Source organism: Burkholderia sp. BCC1638, from assembly GCF_902833195.1.
Taxonomy (GTDB): domain Bacteria; phylum Pseudomonadota; class Gammaproteobacteria; order Burkholderiales; family Burkholderiaceae; genus Burkholderia; species Burkholderia diffusa.
The window spans coordinates 170,410-196,829 of sequence record NZ_CADFEC010000003.1; the positions used below are offsets into that span (position 1 = coordinate 170,410).

Sequence of the window (26,420 nt, forward strand, 5' to 3'; positions counted from 1 at the left end):
ACGTCGATTAGTGGCTCGACTCCGACGATGCACCTTGATCGCTGCCATACCCGGCACTCTGCTGACGGGCGATCTTCGCTTCGGCGGAAACGATGCTGGCCGGGTAGAACCAGTCGCTCGGCTGGAAGCCGGCCTGCTTGAGTGCCTTCACTTCGGCATGAACCTGCGCGCGCGTGAGCGGCGGGTTCGACTGCGCTTGCGCGGCGAACGACGCGGATACGGCGAGGGCAACGGCAACTGCGTGAATCAGGCGCTTCATGATCGTGACCTCCATGTTTCCAACTGGGCGTCCGGCCTTCGTTCGACGAAGCGGCGGCGGTTGAAAGCAGTGTAGGACCGGCCGCGCGCGCGAAAAATGCGATCGCGCCCAACGCAGTGTTCTGCTGCCGGTAACAATGGATGGCGGGAACGGACCGTGCCGGATGGCGGTGCGTGACGGGCGTCGGGCCGTGCGGCTCCGGTCGGGCGGGGGGACGAACCGGTGGATGAGAACCTCGGTGATCCGTCCCGGCTTGCATGCTGAGGTATCGGGAAGGTGCGTCGCGTCGCGACCGGCGTTGCGCCGCCTGCTTCGACGATGCTGGGCCGGTTGCCCAGCCTTGGCGTGCAGAGGAGGGAAGGTGCGCCGGCCGCGGCGATGCGGCCTGACGCGTCGCGGCGGCGTTCGGAACGCCGCCGCATGCGGAGACTTACACGAGACCCGTCGTGTAGTACACGGCGATCACGAAGAACACCGCGAGCGTCTTGATCACGGTCACCGCGAAGATGTCGCGATACGACTCGCGGTGCGTGAGGCCCGTGACCGCGAGCAGCGTGATGACCGCGCCGTTGTGCGGCAGCGTGTCCATGCCGCCGCTGGCCATCGCGACGACCCGGTGCAGCACGTCCATCGGAATGTTGGCTGCCTGCGCGCCCTTGATGAACAGGTCCGACATCGCGGCGAGCGCGATGCTCATGCCGCCCGACGCCGAACCGGTGATGCCGGCGAGCGAGCTGACCGATACGGCCGCGTTCACGAGCGGGTTCGGAATGCTCTTCAGTGCGTCGCTGACGACGAGGAAGCCCGGCAGCGCGGCGATCACGCCGCCGAAACCATATTCCGACGCCGTGTTCATCGCGGCGAGCAGCGCGCCGCCGACGGCGGCCTTCGAACCGGCCGCGAAGCGGTCGCTGACGCGCTTGAACGCGGTCAGGACGACCAGCACGATGCCGAGCAGCAGCGCGGCCTCGACCGACCAGATCGCGACGACGGTCTTGATCGACGTCGTGACCGGCGTATGCACACCCGGCAGCACGTCCGGCGCGACCGTGTACGACGCGGCGCCGTACCACTGCGGGATCAGTTTCGTGAACGTGAAGTTCGATGCGCCGACGAGGATCAGCGGCAGGATCGCCAGCGCCGGGTTCGGCAATGCCGTCGCTTCGACGCGCTCCGGCTCGTTGACGAGCGACGTGCCGTAGCCTTCGCCCTTTGCCATCGCCGAACGGCGGCGCCATTCCAGATACGAGAGGCCGACGACGATGATGAACAGCGAGCCAATCGTGCCGAGCGCGGGTGCGGCCCAGGCGGTCGTCTTGAAGAACGTGGTCGGGATGATGTTCTGGATCTGCGGCGTGCCGGGCAGCGAATCCATCGTGAACGAGAACGCGCCGAGCGCGATCGCGCCGGGCATCAGCCGCTTCGGAATATTGCTCTGGCGATAGAGTTCGGCCGCGAACGGATACACGGCGAACACCACGACGAACAGCGACACGCCGCCATAGGTGAGCAGCGCACACACCGCGACGATCACCGCATTCGCACGCGAGCGGCCGATGTAGCGGATCGCGGCATGGACGATCGACTCGGAGAACCCGGACAGCTCGATCACCTTGCCGAACACGGCACCGAGCATGAAGACCGGGAAATAGAGTTTGACGAAGCCGACCATTTTCTCCATGAAGATGCCGGAGAAGACCGGTGCGACGGCGGCGGGTTCGATCAGCAGGACCGCGCCGAGCGCGGCGATCGGCGCGAACAGGATCACGCTGTAGCCGCGATACGCGGCGAACATCAGGAACGCCAGCGCGGCGAGGACGATCACGAAAGACAAGGGGAGTCTCCTAATAGCTTGGAATGGCTTTGGTTGTTGTTCGATCGCGGGACGCGCCGCGAACCGGCTCAGGTTCGTGCAGGTTTCGTGCCATCGGCCGGATTGCGCCGCCGGACGTGGATCCGGCGCAGGCCGGCGGGCCCGCGCCGGCCAATGTCTGAAGATTCTACATAAATCGTCTCCACCGGGAGACGATTCGGCCGGCAGGACCGCCCGCTGAATCGGGCAGGGCTTTCCCGGACAAGGCATTCCGGGATGTCTCCAAAATGAGATACTGCGTCTCGTTCCGGAGACGTCCGGCCAAGCATACGCGGAGACAACGACACGATGATGAACGACTGGGCCCGCCTGCCCGTCAATTACGGCGACGTGCTGCGGCGCGCCGCCGAGTCGCTGTTTCAGACTTTCGAGGATTCGAGCGCGGGCACGGTGGTCGTCGATCGCGACGCGCGCGTCGTGTGGATGAACGAGCGTTATGCGGCACGCTTCGGGTTCGCCGATCCGCAGCAGGCGGTCGGCCTCGACTGCGAGGCGGTGATTCCGAACAGCCTGATGCGCGAGGTCGTGTCGACCGGACAGCCGATTCTGCTCGACATCATGGAGACGGGCCGCGAGCCGCTCGTCGTCACGCGCCTGCCGTTGAAGAACGAGACGGGCGAGACGGTCGGCGCGATCGGCTTCGCACTGTTCGACCAGTTGAAGACGCTCACGCCGATCTTTTCCCGTTACGTGCAGCTTCAGCAGCAGTTGATCGCCACGCAGCGTTCGCTCGCGCAGGCACGCCGTGCGAAATACACGTTCGCGAGTTTCGTCGGCACGAGCGCCGCAAGCCTCGAAACCAAGCGGCAGGCGCGGCGCGCCGCACAGGTCGATTCGCCGGTGCTGCTGCTCGGCGAGACGGGCACCGGCAAGGAACTGCTCGCGCATGCGATTCACGCGGCGTCGGCGCGCGCGCTTCAGCCGCTCGTGACCGTCAACGTGGCCGCGATTCCCGACACGCTGCTCGAAACCGAATTCTTCGGCGCGGCGCCGGGCGCATATACCGGCGCCGATCGCAAGGGACGCGTCGGCAAGTTCGAGCTGGCCGATCGCGGCACGCTGTTTCTCGACGAAATAGGCGACATGCCGCTGCCGCTGCAGGGCAAGCTGCTGCGCGTATTGCAGGACAAGGAGTTCGAACCGGTTGGCTCGAACCGGATCGTGCGCGCCGACGTGCGGATCATCGCCGCGACGTCGGCCGACCTGCCCGCGCTGGTCGAGGCCGGCCGCTTTCGCGCGGATCTCTATTACCGGCTCAATGTGCTGACGATCCACGCGCCCCCGTTGCGCGAGCGTGCGTCCGACATCGCGGCGCTCGTCTACGCGACGCTCGAGGAGCTGGCCGCGCAGCACGGTCGCGCTGCGCACTGCGAACTGACCGACGATGCGCTGCGGATGCTGTGCGCGTACCCGTGGCCGGGCAACGTACGCGAACTGCGCAACACGCTCGAGCGTGCGCTGATGCTGTCGGATCGCTCGGTGATCGATGCGGGTGCGCTCGCGCCGTTCCTCGGGCCGGTGCGCGTGGTGACGGATGCCGTGCCGGCAGGCATGCGGGCTGCTCCGTCGCCGGTCGGCCGGGATGCGGGCGATGCAGCGGGGGCGCCTGATGCGCCGGTCGTTTCGTATACCGATGCATTGGCCGCGTGGGAGCGCCAGTTCCTGATCGACGCGCTTGCGGCCTGCGACGGGAAGGTGGTCGAAGCGGCCGCACGCATCGGCATCGGCCGGGCGACGCTGTACAAGAAACTGACGGCGCTCGGGATCGACCGGTAGCAAGCAGCGGTGGATGCGCTGGGACATGACGAACGGCGCCGGTGAAGTGCCCGACAGGAGACGACGATGAAGCGACTCGCAATTGCCGGATGGCTGGCCGCACTGGTGGCGACGTCCTCGCTCGCGCAGGCGGGTGACGCGGACGCGCCCGTGGTACGGCGCAACTGGTACAACGATCCCTTCGTCGCGCTGTCGCGAGGCTTCGCCGAATGCCCGTTGCCGCTGGGGCCGTGGATGACGCGCGCCGAGATGGAAGACGACGCGCATTACCGCGTCGAGCGCGGGACCACCTGCTGGCTCGCCCACCGCTGCACGAAACCGAATTCGTATATGTATGACGCGCCGATCGCCGAGGCGGCGAAAGCGCATTTCGCGGGCACCGATCGTCTGCAGGGCACGAGCCTGTGGATCACCGTGCAGCGGCGCTTCATTTATGTCGAAGGGTGTGCCGATCCGGCATTCGATCGGCAGGCGCTGGAGCGCGAACTCGGCGCGCTTCCCGACGTCGAGCGGGTATTCGTTCGCATCACCGACGATCCGCACAGGGCCGTGCCGTACAAGACGCGTGGACGGCCGGACCGGACGCCCGACTGAACGCCTGCCGGCGGTGCATGGCATACTCGCGGCATTAAAAAATCGGTTGACGGAAAGAACAATGAAACACATGCTTGCGTCGGTCTGTCGGTGGCCTCGAACGCATTGGCGTCGGGCCGGATTGTTGGCCCTGATTGCGGGGCTCGGCGGGTGCGGCGGCGGGGCGCCACTGTTCACTTCTGACGGGCGCCCGACTTCGCAGGTGCAGTGCACCGGCAGCGACTGGAGCAATTGCACGGACAATGCCCGAGCCATCTGCAATGGTGAATTCGACGTCCTCCAGCAATCAACCGATGACGCAACGCGAAATCTTCTCTTCGCATGCAAGAAGAAAAGCGGTTATTGATCCCGACATGGCCGGATAAGGAGACCGTAATCGGGAGAAGCGCTTTTCTATTCGCTTGGAGTTGGCTATTTTTCATGAATAACACTCACGGAGTCCCATCCATATGGCGACCTACAGGCAACTGACAGCGCAGCTCGAAAGACTTCAGCAAAAGATCGACAAGGAACGCGAAAAGGCAATTGCCGATGCGATTGCCGCCATTCGGGCGAAAATCGAGGAATTCGACATTACCGCGGAAGAGCTCGGTTTTCGACCGATCGGCGCCGCTGCTGCCGCGAAACCGAAGCGTCCGTTGCCGCCGAAGTACCTGAACCCGAAGACGGGTGAAACGTGGAGTGGCCGCGGGCGGGCGCCGGCATGGCTCGGCAAGAATCGCGCGCGTTTCCTGATCAAGGACTGACTCCCGAAAATCCTCACCTTTCGTGCGCTGACTGACGGTGCGAACGGCCATGCGGCCGTCGCACCGTTTTGTTTTTGGGCAGCCGCGGCACGACTCGAAACCGCGAATTGAACACCGATGCCGCGCGATTGACGGATATCGTTTTGCGAATTCGCCGCGATTCGACCGGATATCACCGCGAATTCCCGTAAACAACACTGCAATTGCGCGGCATGCGCGCATTGGCATTCCCGATCTGCGCGGTGCAGACGTACCGCCGATTGCGATCACCTCTCGCGCATTTACGCTGCGCGCCCTGCAATTCCCGAACTTGCTCACCATGCCTCCTGTAAATCCTCACCTTTGAAGCGGCGACCGGAAGACCGCATCGTGTCGCCCTCGCCCGTTGCGTGTGCGAAGACGTCGATGACCTGCCCATGTTGCGGGCATTGATGCGCGTCGCACAGTCGGCCGTTCGGCATATAGGCAGCGGCATCGGGTTCGCCTATGCTTGGAGTTCGCGTCGACCGGCGCACGGCCATCCGGCTCGTGCGCCGGTCGGGTCGTCTTTCGTTACCGTATGGAGCCGATGTGACCGTCCGTCATCTCGATGCGTTGTTCCAGCCCAGGTCCGTTGCGGTCGTCGGTGCATCGTCGCGCGCGGGCAGTATTGGAGCGATGGTGTGGGCGCGCGTGCTCGATGGCGCGTTCGAGGGGCCCGTGTGGCCCGTCAATCCGAAGTACCGCGAGCTGAACGGGTACGCGGTCGTGGCCGATGTCGACCGGCTGCCCGCGCCGCCATCGGTCGCCGTGATCTGCACGCCACCCGCCACATGGGCCGGCATCGTGCGCAAGCTCGGCGAGATCGGCACGCGTGTCGCGGTGATCGTCGGCGAGGCGCGCACCGACGCCGATCGCGCCGCGCTCGATCGCACGCTCAAGGCCGCGAAGCCGTTCGTGCTCCGTATCGTCGGACCCGGCAGCCTCGGCGTGCTGTCGCCCGCACGGCATGCGCATTTCGGCGCACCGGCCTATACGGCGCGATCGGGCGGCGTCGCCTGGGTGTCGCAATCCAACGCGCTGACGAATGCGGTGCTCGGCTGGGCCGATGCGCGAGGCCTCGGCTTTTCACATGTCGTTGCGCTGGGTAGCGAGGCCGACGTCGATGCGGGCGACGTGCTCGACTACCTCGCGAGCGACCCCGGCACGCGCGCGATCCTGCTCGAGCTCGACACCGTGTGTGCCGCGCGCAAGTTCATGTCGGCAGCGCGTGCGGCGGCGCGCAACAAGCCGGTGCTCGCATTGCGCACCGGGCGCGCCGATCCCGGTGATGCGCTTTACACCGCGGCGTTCCAGCGTGCGGGGATGGTGCGTGTCGATGCGCTCGACGATCTGCTCGACGAGATCGAGACGCTCGGCGTCGGGCGCGTCACCGCGCGCGGCGCGGCGACACTCGTGACGAGCGACGCAGGCGTCGCGAAACTCGCGGTCGATGCAGTCGCGGAGGTGCGCAATGTGCTGGTCGACTGGCCGGCCGAGGCAGCGTCGGCGGTCGCGGCCGCGCTGCCGCATCTCGCCGGCCCCGGCAATCCACTGACGCTCGGCGACGATGCGCGCCCCGAGCATTTCGGCGCCGCCATTAAGGCGCTCGCGCCGTTCCAGCAAACGGGCACGCTGTTCGTCGTGCATTCGACGTCCCACAGCGCGCCGGCCGATGCGGTCGCGCGCACGCTGATCGAATCGCGGCAGTACGCGTACCGCGGCATCCTCGCGTGTTTCTTCGGTGCGGTCGATGCGGCGACGCGCGACGCACTGCACGCGAACGGCATTCCGGTGCACACCACACCGCAGCGGCTTGCGCGCGCATACGCACGGCTCGTCGACTACAACCTCGGGCGGCAGTTGCTGATGCAGACGCCCGAGGGCACGCCGCTGCAGCCGGCCGAGTGCGTTGCGTCCGCGCAGGCCGAGGCCCGGCGGATGGTCGAGGCCGGCGAGCATGAACTCGCCGGCGAAGCGGCGTTGCGCTGGCTGTCCCACTTCGGCGTGCACGGCGAGCCGGCCGATGCGTCGGCGGGCGCCAGAGTCGTCGACGTCACGGTCGAGATGTACGACGATTCGAACTTCGGCCCGGTGTTTCGTTATGCCGTGCCATCGGCCGACGGCGTATCGGCGCCGTTCGTCGTGTACGGGCTGCCGCCGCTGAATACGGTGCTCGCCCGCGTGGTGATGGAGCGTTCGCCATATGCACGCCGCACGCCCGTCGAACCCACGCTCGACGCGCTGACGGCGCTGTCGCAAGTCGTTTGCGACGTGCGCGAGGTCGTCGCGATGTCGGTCACGCTGCGCGTGCTCTCCGACCGGGCATACGTGGTCGCGCCGCGCGTCACGCTGGCGGCCGGGCGCAGCCGGCTCGCGATCATGCCGTATCCGCGCCATCTCGAGCAGACGTTCGAATGGCGCGGCCAGACCGTGACGATCCGGCCGATCCGTCCGGAAGACGAGGAAGCGCACAACGAGCTGCTTGGCGCGATGACGCCGGACGATCTGCGGATGCGTTTCTTCGGTGCGGTGCGCAGCTTCGATCATTCGCAAGTCGCGCGCATGACGCAGATCGACTACGACCGCGAGATGGCCTTCATCGTGTCGATCACCGACGTGTCGGGCGGGTCGCACACACTCGCGGTGGCGCGCGCGGTTACCGATCCCGACAACGAGACGGCCGAGTTCGCGATCGCTGTCCGGCCCGATCAGAAGGGCAAGGGTCTCGGGCGGCTGATGATGGCCCGCATCATCGACCACGCGCGATCGCGTGGCACCGCGTGGATGGTGGGCGAGGCGCTGCGTGAGAACACCGCGATGATCTCGCTGGCGAAATCCTGCGGTTTCGAGGTGTCGACGACGGAGGAACCGGGCGTGGTGGGGTTCAGGATGAAGCTGCAACCGTAATCGCGTCGGCGAGCGTGTCCGAAGGTCCGGCGGTATCGTGTGCAGCCGCTGCGGAACGCGCGACGCCGGGATTCATAGTCGCGACGGAGCGAATTGATTGTAGTTCGGGGTGCAGAGCGTTCAACTCTTTCGCTCCAATATGCGGATCGGCAAAGCGCTGGCTTCGCGACCGGCGGGGAAGGGCGAGTACATCGGGTCATGGCGTCCGCGGCGGGCGGTTGCGTGCGCCGATGACCTCCGCGTACCACCGGTCCCGGCGCCATATTTGAGCGCACTGACGCCCGCATTGCGCACCCGCAGCATCGGAAACAGAACAAAGGTGAGAATTTTCAGGAGCCGACGGTGAGCCTTTCCGGGAGCAATTGGGTGAGTCGATACGGGAGCACCCGGTGAGCCTTCGCGGGAGCTGCCGGTGAGCCCTTGCGGGAAGCCCCGGTGAGCCTTTCTGGGAAGGGGTGGTGAGCGTCTCCGGGATGCGTTGGTGAGGACGTTCGGGAGGGGCCGGTGAGCGTCTCCGGGAACCTCAGGTGAGCTTTTACAGGATGCTCTGGTGAGCGTTTACGGGACGCTTCGGTGAGATTTTTCGGGAGCCTGCGGACGCAGTGCTCCGGCTGGCGCGGCGCGGGCTTGTGCCGGCGTCCGCACCGGTGCGGGCACGCATGAACCGTGCCCGCGATGGCATTTACGCAGCGAGTTTCGACGCTGCGTCGTTCACCTGGTCACGCGAAATCGCGAGTTCTTCGAGGTGCGCGTCGGCATATACGCCGCCGGTTTCGCGCTCGAGCCGGGCGATCGTCAGGGCGCAACGCGCGGTGTCTTTCGGCATCGCGATGAAGCGCTTGACCGATTCGCCGGACGTAAATGCATCGAACAGCGCGCCGCGCACGTCGTCCGGAAGCGTCTTGGTCCATTGGTACGGCTTGCCATTGAACGTGATCGACGGCGGCAACGTGCGTTCCTTCTTGGTGGCCGTGATGAGGCCATAGGTGCGCGCGGCGTCGCCGATCTGCTCGGGCGAGAAGAGTTCGTCGGGCGTGATGTCGAACTGCTCGATGTAGTTCTCGATCGCGCGCATCGCTTCGGCACGGTCGTCGCGCTTCTTCTGCGCGCGCGCGACGATGTCGCGCAGCTCGTCCGCTTCCTCGGGCGTGATCGTGAAGCTTGCCTGCTTCTGCTGAAGTTCGGAGAAACGCTGGAATTCTTGATCGTTCAGAAGTTTGGCCATGACATCCATCGGATACGACGGCCGCGACAGCCGGCCGTCGTAGTTTTTGAGAGGGCCGCTATTCTAGCGTAGCGCGGCGTCCGCGCATCCGGAAACGGTCTGCGGGATGCCGGGACGAGAGCCCGCGCGGCCGGCGCGCGTCGTACGCCGCGTGCGCGATGTGGAGCCCTCCCGCCTGCCCGATCCGCTGGCCGCGTGACCGAACGACCACCGCGCCCGAACGGTCGACCGCCTTCAGCGCGGTCGACCGTTCTGCAACGTTCAGCAAGTCTCCGCGCGGCACATCGACAACTGGCCTGCCGTATCGCGCAGTCCTGCGACGACCACCTCGACCGACGGCGCCATATGCGCGTCGATCCGGCGCATGTACGGGCAGGTCAGCACCGCGATCGCATGGCCGGCCGGGCCGAGAATCGGCGCGCTCAGGTCTGTCACGCCGTATGCCTGGCGGCTGTCCTGGCGCACGTAGCCGGATTGGCGAATGGACTGGCACGCGTGCGCGAGTTCCTGCTCGTTCATCGCGGCTTCGCCTTTGACCTTGCGATGCTCGGCCAGCATGTGCGCACGCTGCTCGGCACCCTGGAACGACAGCATCACGCGCCCCGACGCCGTATCGGCGAGCCCGACGCGCGAGCCGAGCCGCACCGACACGCCCCAGGGGCCGGGGCCGTCCACCTGCGCGATCACGAGCAGGTTGCCGCGATCGTAGACGGTCAGGTGGCACGACTGTTCGGCCGCGTCGGCAAAGCGCTGCATCAGCGGCAACGCCTCGGCGATCAGCCGGTTCATCGGCGGATGCCGATGTGCGAGCGCGAACAGTTTCAGGCTGAGCGTGTAACGGTCGCCGCCGCTCGAGCGCATCACGTAGCGGCGTGCGACGAGACGCTCGAGCATCCGGTAGATCTCGCTCGCGTTGCGGCCGAGTTCCTTCGTGATTTCGGTGCGGGTGAGTCCTTCCTTCTGTTCCGACAGGAGTTCGAGAATGTCGAGACCCTTGTCGAGCGCGGGCGCGCGATATCGGTCGGCTGCGCCCATCGTCTCCCGTGCGTCGCTGCCGGGGAGCGGGTTAGTGGTCGTTTGCGTCATGGGGTAGGAAGTCCGGGGGATTGCCGATCGGTGGGCGACGCACGCTGACTGGTTTTGCACGCGGATTCGTGAAGCCGCATGCGGATGTGACTGCCATCCGGGCGAGCTCAACAACAAACATCCAGTGTGCAATGCAGCGTCTTTTTACCGATCGTTACCCAGCAAGAACGGATTAGATATCGTTCCCGATGACAGTGTTATAAGAAATATTCGCAATTCATCTTTCGGAGTCGACGGACGGGTGGTTTTTGGCGTAAAGCCGGATGATTAGGCGCGCCCGATGCTGCGGTGCAACCGCCGCGGGCGCACCAATAGTCGTTATCCGTCGCGGGCCATTTCACGGCGGGCAGCCGATGGTACAAAGAGCGGCGGGCCAGCGACGGCGCGGCCGCGCGTGAAGCCGGCCGGCACTGCACAGGCCGGCACGTGTCGCGGATGCCGGGCCGTCGTCGCCGATGCGCAGACCGGCGGCCGCCCGTTCGATGCGCGTCGCACTCCGGTGCGGCGCCGCGATCGCTGCGCCAGCGCGAGCCTCGCGTGTCGATTGGCCTGCCGGATGCGGCGCCGACGCGCGTCATCGACGATCGGCATTCAGTCCGGCGCGTGGCCATAGGCGGCTGCGTCGGCCGGTATCCTGTCACATTCGACAATAGAGGTTGAGCACGATGAAACTGCTTCGCTATGGCCCGTCCGGCCAGGAAAAGCCCGGTATTCTCGACGCGGACGGCCGGATTCGCGACCTTTCCGCGCATGTGCCGGATCTTGCCGGCGACGCGCTGTCCGACGCCGCTCTCGCGCGCCTGCGCGCGATCGACCCGGCCACGCTGCCGCTGGTCCCGGGCGAGCCACGCATTGGCGCGTGCGTCGGGCGCGTCGGCAAGTTCATCGGCATTGGTCTGAACTATGCCGATCACGCGGCCGAAGCCGGCATGCCGGTACCGAAGGAGCCGGTGGTATTCGGCAAATGGACGAGTTCGATCTGCGGCCCGAACGACGGCATCGACATCCCGAAGGGCTCGGTGAAGACGGACTGGGAAGTCGAGCTGGGCGTCGTGATCGGCGCGACGTGCAAGGACGTCGACGAGGCGCGCGCGCTGGATTACGTCGCCGGCTATTGCGTCGTCAACGACGTCTCCGAGCGCGAGTGGCAGATCGAACGCGGCGGTCAGTGGGACAAGGGCAAGGGCTTCGATACGTTCGGCCCGATCGGCCCGTGGCTCGTGACGCGTGACGAGGTGCCTGATCCGCAGCGCCTCGACCTGTGGCTCGAAATCGACGGCCACCGCTACCAGAACGGCAACACGCGCACGATGGTGTTCACCGTCGCGCAACTGATCGCCTACCTGTCGACCTGCATGACGCTGCAACCGGGCGACGTGATCACGACCGGTACGCCGCCGGGCGTCGGGATGGGCATCAAGCCGTCGCCGGTGTTCCTGAAAGCCGGCCAGACCGTGCGCCTCGGCGTCGAGGGGCTGGGCGAGCAACTGCAGCGCACGCGCAACGCGCAGTAGACCGGTCGCGCCGTCCGACCGTCCGCTCGGTCACTGGCGTGATTGTTCGCGGTGGCCGCCGCGAACCGGACATCGATGCGGCAAAGACAAGGGCCCGATTCCGCGCGATGCGGAATCGGGCCCTTGTCATTCACCCGTGTCGGTGCGAACCGGATCAGACGACGTTGTCCAGCTCGCAATGGGCTTCGAGCCGATATCCGTCGGGATCGACGACGAACGCCGCGTAGTAGCCGGGACCGTAGTGCTCGCGTTTGCCTGGCCCGCCGTTGTCGTGTCCGCCGTGCTGCAGCGCGGCGCGATAAAACGCGTCGACTTCCACGGGCGACGATGCGCGAAACGACAAGTGCAACCCGGAATCGGGATCGGCGACGACCGGACGCGCCGCGTGCTGCAACCACAGCACCGGTTCGCTGGTGCCGTAGCCGAGGGATCCGTCGTCGCTGTATAGCCGTTTGTAGCCGAGCGCGCCGAGCGTGCTGTCGTAGAACGCGCGGCTGCGGTCGATGTGGGCAACGCCGAACGAAAGGTGATCGATCATCTGTGGCTCCTTGAACTGAAGGGGGACGTCAGTGCGGCAAACCCGTTTACAGCCACCAGGCCAGCCGCTTGTAGCGAAGCGCGCCGAGCATGCTGTCGTGAAAGGCACGGCTGCGGCCGGTGTGGACAACGTCGCAGGAAAAACGATCGATCATCTGTGGCTCCTTGAACTGAAGAGGGGACGTCAGTGCAGCAAACCTTTTTTAACCACCTTGCTGGTTATGTTAGAAAGCGTCCGGACGCTTGTCAACCGGCATGGTGGTTAGATACGATCGCGTCATGAGCAAAACGCAACCTTCCGTCACGACGGACTGCCTGGTCCCGGCACCGTCCGAAACGCTGAGCATCGATTTCGCGAACACGCTGTATTGGCGCGGCGCGGACGCGCCGACCGAAACCTTCGGCACGCTGGACGACCTGCTCACATGGTGTCGCGAGCAGGCGGGCGTGCCGGCCGGCCTGGCCGACGTGTGTCGCGCACAGGTGACGGAGAAGGGGGGGGAGCCTGCGATGCTGGCGCGCGCGCTCGCGTTGCGCGAGGCGCTGTATCGGCTCTTTCACGCGCAAGCCGAGCGGCGTGAGCCGCAAGCCGACGATCTCGCGCTGCTGGGCGGTTTTCTGGCGGAAGCGGCGCCGCGCGTCGCGCTCGCGCGGATCGACGGCGGCTACGCGTGGCGGCTCGGGGCAGCAGACGCGACGCTCGCGGGGCTGCTGAGCCCGGTGCTGTGGTCGGCGACGGACCTGCTGGGCGGCACGCGGCTCGCGAAGGTCAAGCGCTGCGCGAACGATGCATGCCAGTGGCTGTTCATCGACGACAGCAAGAACGGCAGCCGCCGCTGGTGCTCGATGTCGTCGTGCGGCAATCGCGCGAAGGCTTACCGCCACTATCACAAGGCTGATTGACGGCAGCGCGCGCGCAGCATGTCATGCTGCCGCGCCCATTCCGCCCGAACCTATTTCGCCGACAGCTTCCGCCACAGCGTGGTCTTGCTGATGCCGAGCATCGCGCATGCGCGATCGCGATCGCCGCCGCATGCATCGAGCACCGCGCGGATCTCGTCGGCTTCGGCGCGGCGGCGGCGTGCGTGGAGCGTCTGCGCGTCGTCGGCGTCGACCGCCTCGGGCGGCGCCGCGAACAACTCGGGCGCGATCGCCTGCAGCGCATCGGGCGTGAGAGCCGCGCACGCGGCGCCCGGATCGTGTTCGTCGACTTCCTCGGCCAGTTCCACCGCGATCCGCTCGACCACGTTCTGCAGTTCCCGCACGTTGCCGGGCCACCGGTAGCGCGCGAGCGTCGCCTGCGTCGCGTCGAGCACGCGCATCGCATCGCCGACTTCGCGCACGCGTTCGGCCAGCCGCGATTCACGCCGCGCGGCCTGCACGAGCAGCGTGGCCGCGAGCGCCGGAATGTCGGCGGCGCGCTCGCGCAGCGGCGGCAGGCCAATGTTCAGGATGTTGAGCCGGTAATACAGGTCCGCGCGGAACGTGCCGTCCTCGACGGCCGCGAGCAGCGGGCGGTGCGTCGCGGCGATCACGCGCACGTCGATGCGGATCGGCTCGGTCGAGCCGAGGCGGATCACTTCGCGCTCCTGCAGCACGCGCAGCAGCCGGCTTTGCAGCGATGGTGGCATCTCGCCGATTTCGTCGAGAAACAGCGTGCCGCGGTGCGCGGCCTCGAACAGCCCGGTCTTGCCGCCGCGTCGCGCGCCGGTGAACGCGCCTTCCTCGTAACCGAACAGCTCGCTCTCGAGCAGCGCCTCCGGAAACGCGCCGCAGTTGATCGCGACGAACGGATAGTTGCGCCGCACGGACAGCGCGTGCAGGCTCTGCGCGATCATTTCCTTGCCGGTGCCGCTTTCGCCGAGCACGAGGACGGTCGCGTCGGATTTCGCGTAGCGGCGCACGAGGTCGCGCACGCGCGCCATCGGTGCGGACGCGCCGACCACGTCGTCGAGCGTGTAGCGCGCCGCGAACTGCTGCGTGTTCGGTTGCGAGCGCAGCGCACGGTCGAGCCGTTCGACCGCCCGCGATTCCTGGAACGTCAGCACGCTGCCCGACGTGACGCCGCGATCGACCAGCGGCCCGCGATGCACGACGTAGCGCACGCCGCGCACGGTCGCGAGCGCGTCGCCGTCCTCGCCGCGCAGCGTGCGCAGCTCCGGACGCAGGTCGACGAGCGCGCGGCCGACGGCCGCCGCGGGTTCGACCCCGAGCGCCGACGCGAGCCGCTCGTTGATGGCTTCGACGCGACCGCGCGCATCGAGCGCGACCACGCCGTCGCGCAGGTGCTGCAACAGGTTGTCGAGCCGCTGGCGGCGAAACGCCTCGGCGTGCGTGGCGTACGCGACTTCGAGCGCCGTCTCGACCGCCTTGCGCACCGACGCGTGCGAATACAGGAATACGGCGCCCATGCCGGCGCTCGCCGCGAGATCGGTGACGAGGCCAGGGCCGACGATCGTCTCGATGCCGCGGTCGTGCAGGTCGTGCACGCAGGCTTCCGCTTCCTGCGCGGACTGATATGACGCAAACTGCACGTCGAGGCCGTAGGCGGCGACGAAGCGGCGCACTTCGGGCGGCGTCTCGCCGGCGCTGACGAGCGCGATCCGCGACGCGTCGCGCCGTGCGCGCGCGAGCGCCTGCATCACGTCGAAGCCGGTCGGCGACACCACCACGACCGGCACTTGCGCACGCGTTTTCAGGAAGCCGCCGTTGGAGCCGGCCGCGACGATCACGTCGGGCCGCGCGGTGCCGGCCTCCGCGATCGCGCTCAGCGCATCTTCGTACGCGCGCGTGACGATGCGCACGTCGGCACGTTCGTCGAATTCGCCGGCGATCTCGCGAAACAGGTCGCGCAGGCGGCTGATGCCCATCGCCCAGATGCGCGGGCGAACGGTGCGGTCGGCCGGGCCGACGGGCTTGGTCGAGGAGAGGTCCATGGCGATCGATTATGCGCGCGCGATTTCATTTTTGAAACATGGAATTGCCGAATTGAAATCACCGGACGATTCAATGCACCTACCGGTTGCTTAAGAATCAGTGGGTTAGCGGCGTTTCGCGAGCTGGCCCGGTCCTTGCTGTTGATGGGCATTCCTTCAGGAGGCCGTTCATGAGCAACACGCATCTTCAGAGCGCCGGCGCGAAATTCCGCGCGGCAGTCGCGGCCGAGCAGCCGCTGCAGGTGGTCGGCGCGATCACCGCGTACGCAGCCAAGATGGCGCAGGCCGTCGGCTTCAAGGCCGTCTACCTGTCGGGCGGCGGCGTCGCCGCGAATTCGCTCGGGATCCCCGATCTCGGCATCAGCACGATGGAAGACGTGCTGATCGACGCGAACCGGATCACCAACGCGACCGACCTGCCGCTGCTGGTCGACATCGACACGGGCTGGGGCGGCGCGTTCAACATCGCGCGCACGGTGCGCTCGTTCATCAAGGCCGGCGTCGCGGCCGTCCACCTCGAGGACCAGGTCGGCCAGAAGCGTTGCGGCCACCGTCCGGGCAAGGAAGTCGTGCCGACCGACGAAATGGTCGATCGCGTGAAGGCCGCGGTCGATGCGCGCACCGACGACCAGTTCGTGATCATGGCCCGCACCGACGCGGCCGCCGCCGAAGGGATCGACGCCGCGATCGAGCGCGCGATCGCATACGTGGAAGCCGGCGCCGACATGATCTTCCCGGAAGCGATGAAGACGCTCGACGACTACCGCCGCTTCAAGGCCGCCGTGAAGGTGCCGATCCTCGCGAACCTGACCGAGTTCGGCTCGACGCCGCTGTTCACGCTCGACGAACTGCGCGAGGCGAACGTCGACATCGCGCTGTACTGCTGCGGCGCGTATCGCGCGATGAACAAGGCCGCGCTGAATTTCTACGAGACGCTGCGCCGCGACGGCACGCAGAAGGCTGCCGTGCCGACCATGCAGACCCGCGCCGAGTTGTACGACTTCCTCGGCTATCACGCCTACGAGCAGAAGCTCGACGAACTGTTCGCGCAGGGCAAGAAGTAACGCGGCCCGCGCGCCGGGACACGGTTCCCGGAATGCTTTGCATGAAGCCGGAGCGCGCGCACCCGCGCCGCGCCCGGCCGACATGACACCCCCGATACCCATTGGAGAACGGAAACATGAGCGAGACGAAAGACGCAGCAGCACCGGCCGCCGCAGGCGCATTCAAGCCGAAGAAGTCGGTGGCGCTGTCGGGCGTGACGGCCGGCAACACGGCGCTGTGCACGGTCGGCAAGACCGGCAACGACCTGCACTACCGCGGCTACGACATTCTCGACGTCGCCGAATCGTGCGAGTTCGAGGAAATCGCGCACCTGCTCGTGCACGGCACGCTGCCGAACCTGACCGAACTGGCCGCGTACAAGACCAAGCTGCGCGCGCTGCGCGGCCTGCCGAACGCGCTGAAGGCCGCGCTCGAGCAGATCCCGGCCTCCGCCCACCCGATGGACGTGATGCGCACCGGCGTGTCGGTGCTCGGCACCGTGCTGCCGGAGAAGGACGATCACAACCTGCCGGGCGCGCGCGACATCGCCGACCGCCTGATGGCGTCGCTCGGCTCGATGCTGCTGTACTGGTATCACTTCTCGCACAACGGCAAGCGCATCGAGACGGAAACCGACGACGACTCGATCGGCGGCCACTTCCTGCACCTGCTGCACGGCAAGACGCCGTCGAAGTCGTGGGTCGACGCGATGCACACGTCGCTGATCCTGTACGCGGAGCACGAGTTCAACGCATCGACGTTCACCGGCCGCGTGATCGCGGGCACGGGCTCGGACATCTACTCGGCGATCACCGGCGCGATCGGCGCGCTGCGCGGGCCGAAGCACGGCGGCGCGAACGAAGTCGCGTATGAAATCCAGAGCCGCTACAGCTCGCCGGACGACGCCGAAGCCGATATCCGCCGCCGCGTCGAGAACAAGGAAGTCGTGATCGGCTTCGGCCATCCTGTCTACACGATCTCCGATCCGCGCAACAAGGTGATCAAGGGCATTGCGCACAAGCTGTCGAAGGAAGCGGGCGACCTGAAGCTGTACAGCATCGCCGAGCGCCTCGAATCGGTGATGTGGGACGCGAAGAAGATGTTCCCGAACCTCGACTGGTTCAGCGCCGTGTCGTATCACATGATGGGCGTGCCGACCGCGATGTTCACGCCGCTGTTCGTGATCTCGCGCACGTCCGGCTGGAGCGCGCACATCATCGAGCAGCGCGTCGACAACAAGATCATCCGCCCGAGCGCGAACTACACCGGCCCGGAAGATCTGCAGTTCGTGCCGATCGAGAAGCGCTGACACGCCCGCCGCGCGCACCGGCGCCCATGATGCGGGCTGCCGGCGCGCGCGGAACGTCTTACCCCGATTTCCGCCCCACATCATGAATACCGCCTACCGCAAACCCCTGCCCGGCACGTCGCTGGACTTCTTCGACGCGCGTGCCGCGGTCGAAGCGATCGCTCCCGGCGCGTACGACACGCTGCCGTACACGTCGCGCGTGCTCGCCGAAAACCTCGTGCGCCGTTGCGATCCGGCGATCCTCGCCGATTCGCTGAAGCAGATCGTCGAGCGCAAGCGCGAACGCGACTTCCCGTGGTTCCCGGCGCGCGTGGTGTGCCACGACATCCTCGGCCAGACGGCGCTCGTCGACCTCGCGGGCCTGCGCGACGCGATCGCCGAGCGCGGCGGCGACCCGGCGAAGGTGAACCCGGTCGTGCCCGTGCAGCTGATCGTCGACCACTCGCTCGCCGTCGAGTGCGGCGGCTTCGATCCGGACGCGTTCGCGAAGAATCGCGCGATCGAGGATCGCCGCAACGAGGATCGCTTCCACTTCATCGAATGGACCAAGCAGTCGTTCGAGAACGTCGACGTGATCCCGCCGGGCAACGGCATCATGCACCAGATCAACCTGGAGAAGATGTCGCCGGTGATCCAGGCGCAGGACGGCGTCGCGTATCCGGACACCTGCGTTGGCACCGACAGCCACACGCCGCACGTCGACGCGCTCGGCGTGATCGCGATCGGCGTGGGCGGGCTGGAGGCGGAGAACGTGATGCTCGGCCGCGCATCGTGGATGCGCCTGCCCGACATCGTCGGCGTCGAACTGACCGGCAAGCGCCAGCCCGGCATCACCGCGACCGACATCGTGCTCGCGCTGACCGAATTCCTGCGCAAGGAAAAGGTGGTCGGCGCGTACCTGGAATTCCGCGGCGCGGGCGCGGCGAGTCTCACGCTCGGCGACCGCGCGACGATCTCGAACATGGCGCCCGAATATGGCGCGACGGCCGCGATGTTCTTCATCGACGGCCAGACGACCGACTACCTGCGCCTCACCGGCCGCAGCGACGAGCAGGTGAAGCTCGTCGAGACCTACGCGAAGGCGGCGGGCCTGTGGGCCGACACGCTGAACGGCGCGCAGTACGAGCGCACGCTGACGTTCGACCTGTCGAGCGTGGTGCGCAACATGGCCGGCCCGTCGAACCCGCACAAGCGGCTGCCGACGTCCGACCTCGCCGCGCGCGGCATCGCCGGCCAGTGGGAAGAGAAGGCGGGCGAGATGCCCGACGGCGCGGTGATCATCGCCGCGATCACGAGCTGCACGAACACCAGCAACCCGCGCAACGTGATCGCCGCGGCCCTGCTCGCGCGCAACGCGAACGCGAAGGGCCTCACGCGCAAGCCGTGGGTGAAGAGCTCGCTCGCGCCGGGCTCGAAGGCGGTCGAGCTGTATCTGGAAGAAGCGAACCTGCTGCCGGAACTCGAGAAGCTCGGCTTCGGCATCGTCGCGTTCGCGTGCACGACCTGCAACGGGATGTCGGGCGCGCTCGATCCGAAGATCCAGCAGGAGATCGTCGATCGCGACCTGTACGCGACCGCCGTGCTGTCCGGCAACCGCAACTTCGACGGCCGCATTCACCCGTATGCGAAGCAGGCGTTTCTCGCATCGCCGCCGCTCGTCGTCGCGTATGCGATCGCCGGCACGATCCGCTTCGACATCGAGAAGGACGCGCTCGGCCACGACCACGACGGCAAGCCCGTCACGCTGAAGGACATCTGGCCGACCGACGAGGAGATCGACGCGATCGTCGCATCGAGCGTGAAGCCCGAGCAGTTCCGCAAGGTCTACGAACCGATGTTCGCGCGCACCGCCGATGCGGGCGAGCGCGCGGCGCCGCTGTACGACTGGCGTCCGCAAAGCACGTACATTCGCCGTCCGCCGTACTGGGAAGGCGCGCTGGCCGGCGAGCGCACGCTCAAGGGCATGCGCCCGCTCGCGGTGCTCGGCGACAACATCACGACCGACCACCTGTCGCCGTCGAACGCGATCCTCGCGAACAGCGCGGCCGGCGAGTACCTCACGAAGATGGGCCTGCCGGAAGAGGACTTCAATTCGTACGCGACGCACCGGGGAGACCACCTGACCGCGCAGCGCGCGACCTTCGCGAACCCGACGCTGATCAACGAGATGGCGGTGGTCGACGGCGCGGTGAAGAAGGGCTCGCTCGCGCGCGTCGAGCCCGAAGGCAAGGTCATGCGGATGTGGGAAGCGATCGAGACCTACATGAATCGCAAGCAGCCGCTGATCGTCGTCGCCGGTGCCGACTACGGCCAGGGCTCGTCGCGCGACTGGGCCGCGAAGGGCGTGCGGCTCGCGGGCGTCGAGGCGATCGTCGCCGAAGGGTTCGAGCGGATCCACCGCACGAACCTGATCGGGATGGGCGTGCTGCCGCTCGAGTTCAAGCCGGGCACGAACCGCGCGACGCTCGGCATCGACGGCACCGAGACCTTCGACGTGATCGGCGAGCGTACGCCGCGCGCCGACCTCACGCTCGTGATTCACCGCAAGAACGGCGAGCGCGTCGCGGTGCCCGTGACGTGCCGGCTCGATACGGCCGAGGAAGTGTCGATCTACGAGGCGGGCGGCGTGCTGCAGCGTTTCGCGCAGGACTTCCTCGAATCGTCGCAGGCCGCCTGACCGGGCCACACAGGGACAACGCAAACATGGCTCACATTCCTCAAATCAGGATTCCGGCGACGTATATCCGCGGCGGCACCAGCAAGGGCGTGTTCTTCCGGCTGCAGGATCTGCCGGACGCCGCGCAGGCGCCGGGCGCCGCACGCGACGCGCTGCTGCTGCGCGTGATCGGCAGCCCCGATCCGTACGGCAAGCAGATCGACGGGATGGGCGGCGCGACGTCGTCGACCAGCAAGACGGTGATCGTGTCGAAGAGCACGCGCCCCGGCCACGACGTCGACTACCTGTTCGGGCAGGTCGCGATCGACAAGGCATTCGTCGACTGGACGGGCAACTGCGGCAACCTGTCGGCGGCGGTCGGCCCGTTCGCGATCAGCGGCGGGCTCGTCGATGCGTCGCGCGTGCCGCGCGACGGCATCGCGACCGTGCGGATCTGGCAGGCGAACATCGGCAAGACGATCGTCGCGCACGTGCCGATCACGAACGGCGCGGTGCAGGAGACGGGCGATTTCGAGCTGGACGGCGTCACGTTTCCGGCCGCCGAAGTGCAGCTCGAATTCATGGACCCGGCCGCGGAAGAAGAAGGCTCGGGCGGCTCGATGTTCCCGACCGGCAACCTCGTCGACGACCTCGCCGTGCCGGGCATCGGCACGCTGAAGGCGACGATGATCAACGCGGGGATTCCGACCATCTTCGTCGAGGCCGAGGCGATCGGCTATACGGGCACCGAGCTGCAGGATGCGATCAACGGCGATGCGAAGGCGCTCGAGAAGTTCGAGACGATCCGCGCGCACGGCGCGCTGCGCATGGGCCTGATCGACACGCTCGACGAGATCGCGACGCGGCAGCACACGCCGAAGGTCGCGTTCGTCGCGAAGCCGGCCGACTATGTCGCGTCGAGCGGCAAGCGCGTGAACGCGGGCGACATCGACCTGCTGGTGCGGGCGATGTCGATGGGCAAGCTGCATCACGCGATGATGGGCACGGCGGCGGTCGCGATCGGCACGGCCGCGGCGATCCCCGGCACGCTCGTCAACCTGGCGGCGGGCGGCGGTGAACGCAACGCGGTGCGCTTCGGCCATCCGTCGGGCACGCTGCGCGTCGGCGCGGAAGCCCGGCTCGAAAATGGCGAATGGACGGTCACGAAGGCGATCATGAGCCGCAGCGCGCGCGTGCTGATGGAAGGCTGGGTGCGGGTGCCGGGGGATGCGTTCTGAGCGTGTCGGGCGTCGTATCGACGAACGGCAAGGGCGGCTTCGGCCGCCCTTTTTCGTTTCTGCGTCGATGGCGGTCAGCCGTGCAGGAAGCGGCGCAGCGCGTCGTGGCCGATGCGCCGCGCGGCCGTCGATACGCGCGCGTCGGGCACGATGTCGAAGCCGTGCACGCCACCCGGGAAGACGTGCAGCTCGGTGGGCACGCCGGCCCGGATGAGGCGCTGCGCGTAGCCGATGTTCTCGTCGACGAACAGGTCGACCGTGCCGACGGCGATGAACGCCGGCGGCAGCCCGTCGAGCCGTTCCGCGCGGGCGGCCGCCGCGTAGGGCGACACGCCGTCGAGGCCCGGCGCGTGGCCGAGCAGTGACGTCCACGCGAACCGGTTGTTGGCCGCGTGCCAGACGAATTCGCCGGCATGCGGATGCGGTGCGCGCACGCAGGTGCGGTCGTCGAGCATCGGATACATCAGGTGCTGGAACGCCAGCGGGTATTCGCCGCGATCGCGCGCCAGCAACGCCAGCGCGGCCGCGAGCCCGCCGCCCGCGCTTTCGCCCATCACGCCGATGCGCGCCGGATCGATGCCGAGCGCGTCCGCATGGTGGAAGGTCCAGGCGAGTGCCGCGTAGCAGTCGTCGATCGCGCCGGGAAACGGCGTCTCGGGCGCGAGGCGGTAGTCGATCGACACCAGCGCGCACCCCAGCGTCTTCACCAGCGGGCGATGCACGGCTTCGAGATCCTTCGCGGCCCCGCGCACATAGCCGCCGCCGTGCATGTGCACGATCGCCGGCAGCGGGCGCGTCGCGTCGTCGGGCAGGTATACGCGCACCGGCACGTCCGGCGCGCCGCCGGAGCCCGGCACGCGCCGATGCTGGAGCGTGTTGCCGACCGTGTCGATCGGCGGCAGCGGCAGGGCGCGGTCGCGATGCCGGGCGAGGTTGTCGGCGGTGAGCGTGACGGTCGGCCAGGCGTCCAGCCAGGGGCGGATGTCGGGATCGACGAGATGACGTGTATCCAAGGTGCGACTCCGTGAGGAAAACGGCGCGACGCGCGCGACCGGGGAACCGGTGATGGCGGCGTCACAGCACGCTGCGTGCGACGACCCAGCGATGCACTTCGGTCGGGCCTTCGAAGATGCGCATCAGCCGCGCTTCGTTCGCCATCTGATGCAGCGGCAGCTCCTTCGTCATGCCCATCGCGCCGAGCGTCTGCATCGCATGATCGATGACGCCCGACGCCATCTCCGTCGCGAACACCTTGACCATCGAGATCTGCGTGCGCGCATCCTGTCCGGCATCCACTCGCGCGGCCGCTTCATAGGTCATCAGGCGGCACGCGTGGATCTGCGTCAGCGCGTCGGCGACCCACCACTGGACCGCCTGGCGCTCGGCCAGCGGCACGCCGAAGGTCTTGCGCTGTTTCGCATGGTCGCACAGCAGCGCGACCGCGCGCTCGGCGCGGCCGATGCACCAAGCGGCCATCTCCAGGCGACGGTTCGACAGGCGCGCCTGCATCGGCGCGAAACCGGCGCCTTCGCGGCCCAGCAGCTGCGTGGCGGGAACGCGGCAATCCTCCAGCACGATTTCATAGGTCGACAGCCCGCCGATCATCGGAATGCGGCGTTCGATGACGAAGCCCGGCGTGTCGCGCTCGACGATGAATGCCGACATGCCGCCGCGCTTGCCCTTGCTTCGGTCGGTCAGCGCCATCACGATCGTCCAGTCGGCTTCGCGCGCGTGGCTGATCCAGATCTTCCGGCCGTTCAGCACCCACGTGTCGCCGTCGCGCTCGGCCGTCGTCGACAGCGCGCCCGGGTCCGAGCCGGCACCCGGCTCGGAAATCGCCATTGCGGAACGCGTGACGCCGCGCGCGTACGGTTCGAGGTAGCGCGCGCGCTGTGCGTCGTCGGCCGCGTCGCACAGCATCCGCAGGTTCGGCGAGTCGGGCGGGAGGACGTATGGCGTCACGGTCGTGCCGATCGCTTCGTTCACGCCGACCATCGCGACGGCCGGCAGGTCCGAGCCGCCGGCATCGGCGGGCGCGTCGAGACCCCACAGACCGAGTTGCCGCGAGCGCTCGTCGAGCCGCGCGCGCTCGTCGGCGAGCAGCGCGAAGCGCTGGCCGTCGGCCTCGCGCGCCATCACGGCCGCTTCGAGCGGCATCAGCTCGTCTTTCACGAAGCGTGCGACGAGATCCTTGATCATCTGGTGGTCGAGATCGAGTTCGAAATTCATGGATGTGTCGATGAAGGAGTGAAGGGAAGGGGGCGCGCTCAGACCGCGCGCGCAGGGGACGCCGCCCGGGCGCGCAGCGTGCGGAAGAGCGCCACGCAGCCGGCCGCGAGCAACGCGGCGTTGAAATAGAGGCCGCCGCGCATCGAGCCGGTGGCGGTGTTCAGCACGCCCATCAGGAACGGGCTCGCGAATCCGCCGATCGCGCCGGACATCGTGATCGCCGCGATCGCGATGGCCATCGAGCGCTTCGGCAGCGCGAGCCCGGGCAGCACCCAAAACGCGGGCAGTGCCGCGGCATGCGCGGCGACTGCGACGCAAAGCGCGATCGTCAGGTTCGCGGTGCCGTCGACGCGCGCCAGCACGACGAGCGCCGCCGCGCACGCGAGCATCGCGGCCGCGCCGTGTTCGCGCCACGCCTGCCGGTGTTCGGTGCGCCAGCCCATGCCGAGCAAGCCGATGACGCCGCACAGGTAGGGCAGCGCGGACAGCGCGCCGATCTGCATCGCGCCGTGCAGGCCACCGCGGTGCAGGATCACCGGCATCCAGAACACGAGCGCGTAGCCGGCCGCCGCGATCGAGAAATTGGCCGCGCATAGCAGCCAGAAGTCGCGATGCGCGAGCAACGGTCGTGTCGACGTCACGCCGTTGCCGACATCGGCATCGGCTTGCGCGTGCGCATCGCGCAGCGCGGCCTTGTCGGCGTCCGACAGCCAGCGCGCGTCGTCCGGCCGGTCGTCGAGGAAGCGCAGCGCGACGAGACCGAGCGCGCTGCTCGGCAACCCTTCGACGACGAACAGCCATTGCCAGCCGCTCAGGCCGGCGACGCCGTCGAAGACCGTGAGAATCACGCCCGACACGGGGCCGGCGATCAGCCCCGCCAGATACAGCGCGCTCATGAAGAGCGCGAACGCCTTTGCACGCTGCTTCGGCGGATACCACGCGCCGAGATGGAACAGGATGCCGGGGAAGAAGCCGGCCTCGAATACGCCGAGCAGGAACCGGCACACGTAGAACTGCGCGGGCGTCGCGACGAACATCGTCGCGGCCGAGCCGAGCCCCCACAGCACCATGATCCGCGCGATGGTCCGGCGCGCGCCGATCCGCGCGAGCAGCGCGTTGCTCGGAATCTCGAACGCCATGTAGCCGATGAAGAAGATGCCCGCGCCGAGCCCGTAGACGGCGTCGGAGAAGCGCAGCTCGGCGGCCATCTGCGCGTGCGCGAAGCCGATGTTGATGCGGTCGATGAACGACAGCGTGTAGCAGAGGATCAGGAACGGCAGCAGGCGCCGCGAGATGCGGCGGTAGAGGGCCGGCATCGCGTCTTCGCGCACGCCGGCCGGGGTGGACAGGGTCGAGGTCATGGGCACTCCGTCAGAAGCGGTGAGTGATGCCGAGCGCCAGCACCTGCTCGGTGCCGCCCGGTTGCGGTTGCACGCCGGCGACGACGGTGTTGCGCGCGCGGCCGCCGTTCTTCATGTACAGGTAGCGGGCATAGAGCGAGGTCCGCTTCGACAGCGGACGGTCGTAGCCGAGGCCGAACGCGGTCGCGTCGTTTGCCGAGCCCTTCACGTCGCGGCGCACGGCCGACACCAGCACGCGGTCGAGCGCGCCGACGTCGACCGTCGCGCCGACGCTCATCGTCGAGAACGCGGGCGAGCCGGGCGCGGTGCTGGCGCCGTGGAGGAACGCGCCGTACAGCTTGACTCGCGCGAACGCGTAGTTGGCGGCGAATACGTAGTGGCGGGTGGTCGTCGGCTGGACGACGGGTGCGAGGTTGCCGGCCGACATGTCGTCCTGGAAGCCCGCGCCGACGTAGAGGCCGCCGATCCGGTACTGGAGCCCCGCGCCGTAGTTGCGGCCGGCCTGCGTGGACAGCGCGTTCGGCGTCGGAAAGCCGTAGGTGGCCATCACGCGCAGGCCGTTCCAGTTCGGGCCGAGATACGACGCCGCCTGGTTGAAGCGCGGAATCGGCGGCGTCGTGGCGGTCGTGATCGAGTCCGTCGACGTCGCGAGCAGCGCGAGCGGCGACATGCGTTCGTTCAGGCCGAACGGGTCGCCCTCGTACACGATGTAGAACGACGGCGTGTATTGCCGGCCGAGCCGCAGGTCGCCGTAGCGCGTGTCCTGCAGCGCCACGTACGCCTGCCGGTAGAACAGCGTGCCGCCCTGGAGCGAACCGTCGGCCGGCGAGAAGCCGCTTTCCAGCACGAATTTCGTCGAGGTGCCGCCGCCGAGATCCTCGACGCCCGTCAGACCGACGCGGCTCGTCGACCCGCCACCGCCGCTCTGCCGGAAGCTCGACAGGCTGCCGATGCGATCGAATTCGACGTAGCTGTCGACGATTCCGTACAGCGTCACCGACGACGCGTGCGCGTGCGGCGTGCACAGCACGCAGGCGCCGATCAGGAGTGCTTTGCGTTGCATGAATGTGTCTCCGTTCCATGTTTGTTATGCGCCGCGCCCGCGTGCG

Annotated in this window: 21 protein-coding genes; 11 read left to right on the forward strand and 10 right to left on the reverse strand. The window is 67.6% G+C overall.

Features of this window, described 5'->3' with window-relative positions:
* Positions 1–7 precede the first annotated feature (7 nt).
* Together HWX22_RS04400 and HWX22_RS04405 are read right to left on the reverse strand one after the other, a co-directional pair.
* Entirely contained in the window at positions 8–259 is a 252-nt protein-coding gene (locus tag HWX22_RS04400; RefSeq protein WP_175908584.1) for a DUF4148 domain-containing protein, read from the reverse strand.
* Positions 260–689: 430 nt separating this feature from the next.
* Complete coding sequence (locus tag HWX22_RS04405) at positions 690–2,093, reverse strand: GntP family permease (RefSeq protein WP_059815171.1); 1,404 nt, start codon at positions 2,091–2,093, stop codon at positions 690–692.
* Between the two features lie 327 nt (positions 2,094–2,420).
* Here HWX22_RS04405 and HWX22_RS04410 point away from each other — a divergent pair, with 327 nt between their 5' ends.
* The 5 genes from HWX22_RS04410 (at position 2,421) to HWX22_RS04425 (ending at position 8,176) form a co-directional block, all read left to right on the forward strand.
* Positions 2,421–3,908, forward strand: a complete 1,488-nt coding sequence (locus HWX22_RS04410) for a sigma 54-interacting transcriptional regulator (RefSeq protein ID WP_059815168.1) — start codon at positions 2,421–2,423, stop codon at positions 3,906–3,908.
* A 66-nt stretch (positions 3,909–3,974) separates the two neighbouring features.
* A complete protein-coding gene (locus HWX22_RS04415) occupies positions 3,975–4,502 on the forward strand; it encodes a BON domain-containing protein (RefSeq protein WP_059689282.1) in 528 nt (175 codons plus the stop codon).
* A 61-nt stretch (positions 4,503–4,563) separates the two neighbouring features.
* Entirely contained in the window at positions 4,564–4,848 is a 285-nt protein-coding gene (locus tag HWX22_RS31920; protein ID WP_236873246.1) for a hypothetical protein, read from the forward strand.
* Positions 4,849–4,951: 103 nt separating this feature from the next.
* The gene (locus HWX22_RS04420) at positions 4,952–5,248 is read left to right on the forward strand and encodes an H-NS histone family protein (protein ID WP_059467298.1); all 297 of its coding nucleotides are present in this window, start codon (positions 4,952–4,954) and stop codon (positions 5,246–5,248) included.
* Between the two features lie 570 nt (positions 5,249–5,818).
* Complete coding sequence (locus HWX22_RS04425) at positions 5,819–8,176, forward strand: GNAT family N-acetyltransferase (RefSeq protein ID WP_175915104.1); 2,358 nt, start codon at positions 5,819–5,821, stop codon at positions 8,174–8,176.
* A 682-nt stretch (positions 8,177–8,858) separates the two neighbouring features.
* On the opposite strand, the gene HWX22_RS04430 is transcribed toward HWX22_RS04425, so the two are convergent.
* Positions 8,859–9,410, reverse strand: coding sequence for a hypothetical protein (locus HWX22_RS04430; RefSeq protein WP_059598926.1), 552 nt, complete (start codon positions 9,408–9,410; stop codon positions 8,859–8,861).
* Between the two features lie 252 nt (positions 9,411–9,662).
* Positions 9,663–10,487: an IclR family transcriptional regulator gene (locus HWX22_RS04435; RefSeq protein WP_175908581.1), complete on the reverse strand. Its 825-nt coding sequence runs from the start codon at positions 10,485–10,487 to the stop codon at positions 9,663–9,665.
* Positions 10,488–11,152: 665 nt separating this feature from the next.
* Between HWX22_RS04435 and HWX22_RS04440 the strand changes: the two genes are divergently transcribed.
* Positions 11,153–12,001, forward strand: coding sequence for an ureidoglycolate lyase (locus HWX22_RS04440; RefSeq protein WP_059815161.1), 849 nt, complete (start codon positions 11,153–11,155; stop codon positions 11,999–12,001).
* Positions 12,002–12,155: 154 nt separating this feature from the next.
* On the opposite strand, the gene HWX22_RS04445 is transcribed toward HWX22_RS04440, so the two are convergent.
* Entirely contained in the window at positions 12,156–12,539 is a 384-nt protein-coding gene (locus HWX22_RS04445; RefSeq protein ID WP_175915105.1) for a VOC family protein, read from the reverse strand.
* A 254-nt stretch (positions 12,540–12,793) separates the two neighbouring features.
* Here HWX22_RS04445 and HWX22_RS04450 point away from each other — a divergent pair, with 254 nt between their 5' ends.
* Positions 12,794–13,441, forward strand: coding sequence for an ABATE domain-containing protein (locus HWX22_RS04450; RefSeq protein WP_059815158.1), 648 nt, complete (start codon positions 12,794–12,796; stop codon positions 13,439–13,441).
* Positions 13,442–13,491: 50 nt separating this feature from the next.
* Here HWX22_RS04450 and prpR read toward each other — a convergent pair whose 3' ends face one another.
* Complete coding sequence (gene prpR / locus HWX22_RS04455) at positions 13,492–15,474, reverse strand: propionate catabolism operon regulatory protein PrpR (RefSeq protein ID WP_175915106.1); 1,983 nt, start codon at positions 15,472–15,474, stop codon at positions 13,492–13,494.
* 170 nt (positions 15,475–15,644) lie between these two features.
* Here prpR and prpB point away from each other — a divergent pair, with 170 nt between their 5' ends.
* The 4 genes from prpB (at position 15,645) to prpF (ending at position 21,721) form a co-directional block, all read left to right on the forward strand.
* Positions 15,645–16,538 (forward strand): methylisocitrate lyase, encoded by an 894-nt coding sequence (gene prpB, locus HWX22_RS04460; protein ID WP_044845010.1) that lies wholly within the window; start codon positions 15,645–15,647, stop codon positions 16,536–16,538.
* A gap of 116 nt (positions 16,539–16,654) precedes the next feature.
* On the forward strand, positions 16,655–17,827 hold the full coding sequence (prpC, locus tag HWX22_RS04465; protein WP_175915107.1) for a 2-methylcitrate synthase: 1,173 nt from the start codon (positions 16,655–16,657) through the stop codon (positions 17,825–17,827).
* 82 nt (positions 17,828–17,909) lie between these two features.
* Positions 17,910–20,504 (forward strand): Fe/S-dependent 2-methylisocitrate dehydratase AcnD, encoded by a 2,595-nt coding sequence (acnD, locus tag HWX22_RS04470; RefSeq protein WP_175915108.1) that lies wholly within the window; start codon positions 17,910–17,912, stop codon positions 20,502–20,504.
* Between the two features lie 26 nt (positions 20,505–20,530).
* A complete protein-coding gene (gene prpF / locus HWX22_RS04475) occupies positions 20,531–21,721 on the forward strand; it encodes a 2-methylaconitate cis-trans isomerase PrpF (protein ID WP_175915109.1) in 1,191 nt (396 codons plus the stop codon).
* Positions 21,722–21,795: 74 nt separating this feature from the next.
* Here prpF and HWX22_RS04480 read toward each other — a convergent pair whose 3' ends face one another.
* The 4 genes from HWX22_RS04480 to HWX22_RS04495 all read right to left on the reverse strand — a co-directional run bounded on the left by HWX22_RS04480 (position 21,796) and on the right by HWX22_RS04495 (position 26,374).
* Positions 21,796–22,734: an alpha/beta hydrolase gene (locus HWX22_RS04480; RefSeq protein WP_175908575.1), complete on the reverse strand. Its 939-nt coding sequence runs from the start codon at positions 22,732–22,734 to the stop codon at positions 21,796–21,798.
* 61 nt (positions 22,735–22,795) lie between these two features.
* Positions 22,796–23,950, reverse strand: coding sequence for an acyl-CoA dehydrogenase (locus tag HWX22_RS04485; protein ID WP_059815148.1), 1,155 nt, complete (start codon positions 23,948–23,950; stop codon positions 22,796–22,798).
* 38 nt (positions 23,951–23,988) lie between these two features.
* A complete protein-coding gene (locus HWX22_RS04490) occupies positions 23,989–25,311 on the reverse strand; it encodes an MFS transporter (protein ID WP_175915110.1) in 1,323 nt (440 codons plus the stop codon).
* 10 nt (positions 25,312–25,321) lie between these two features.
* Positions 25,322–26,374: a porin gene (locus tag HWX22_RS04495; protein ID WP_059815144.1), complete on the reverse strand. Its 1,053-nt coding sequence runs from the start codon at positions 26,372–26,374 to the stop codon at positions 25,322–25,324.
* Positions 26,375–26,420 lie beyond the last annotated feature (46 nt).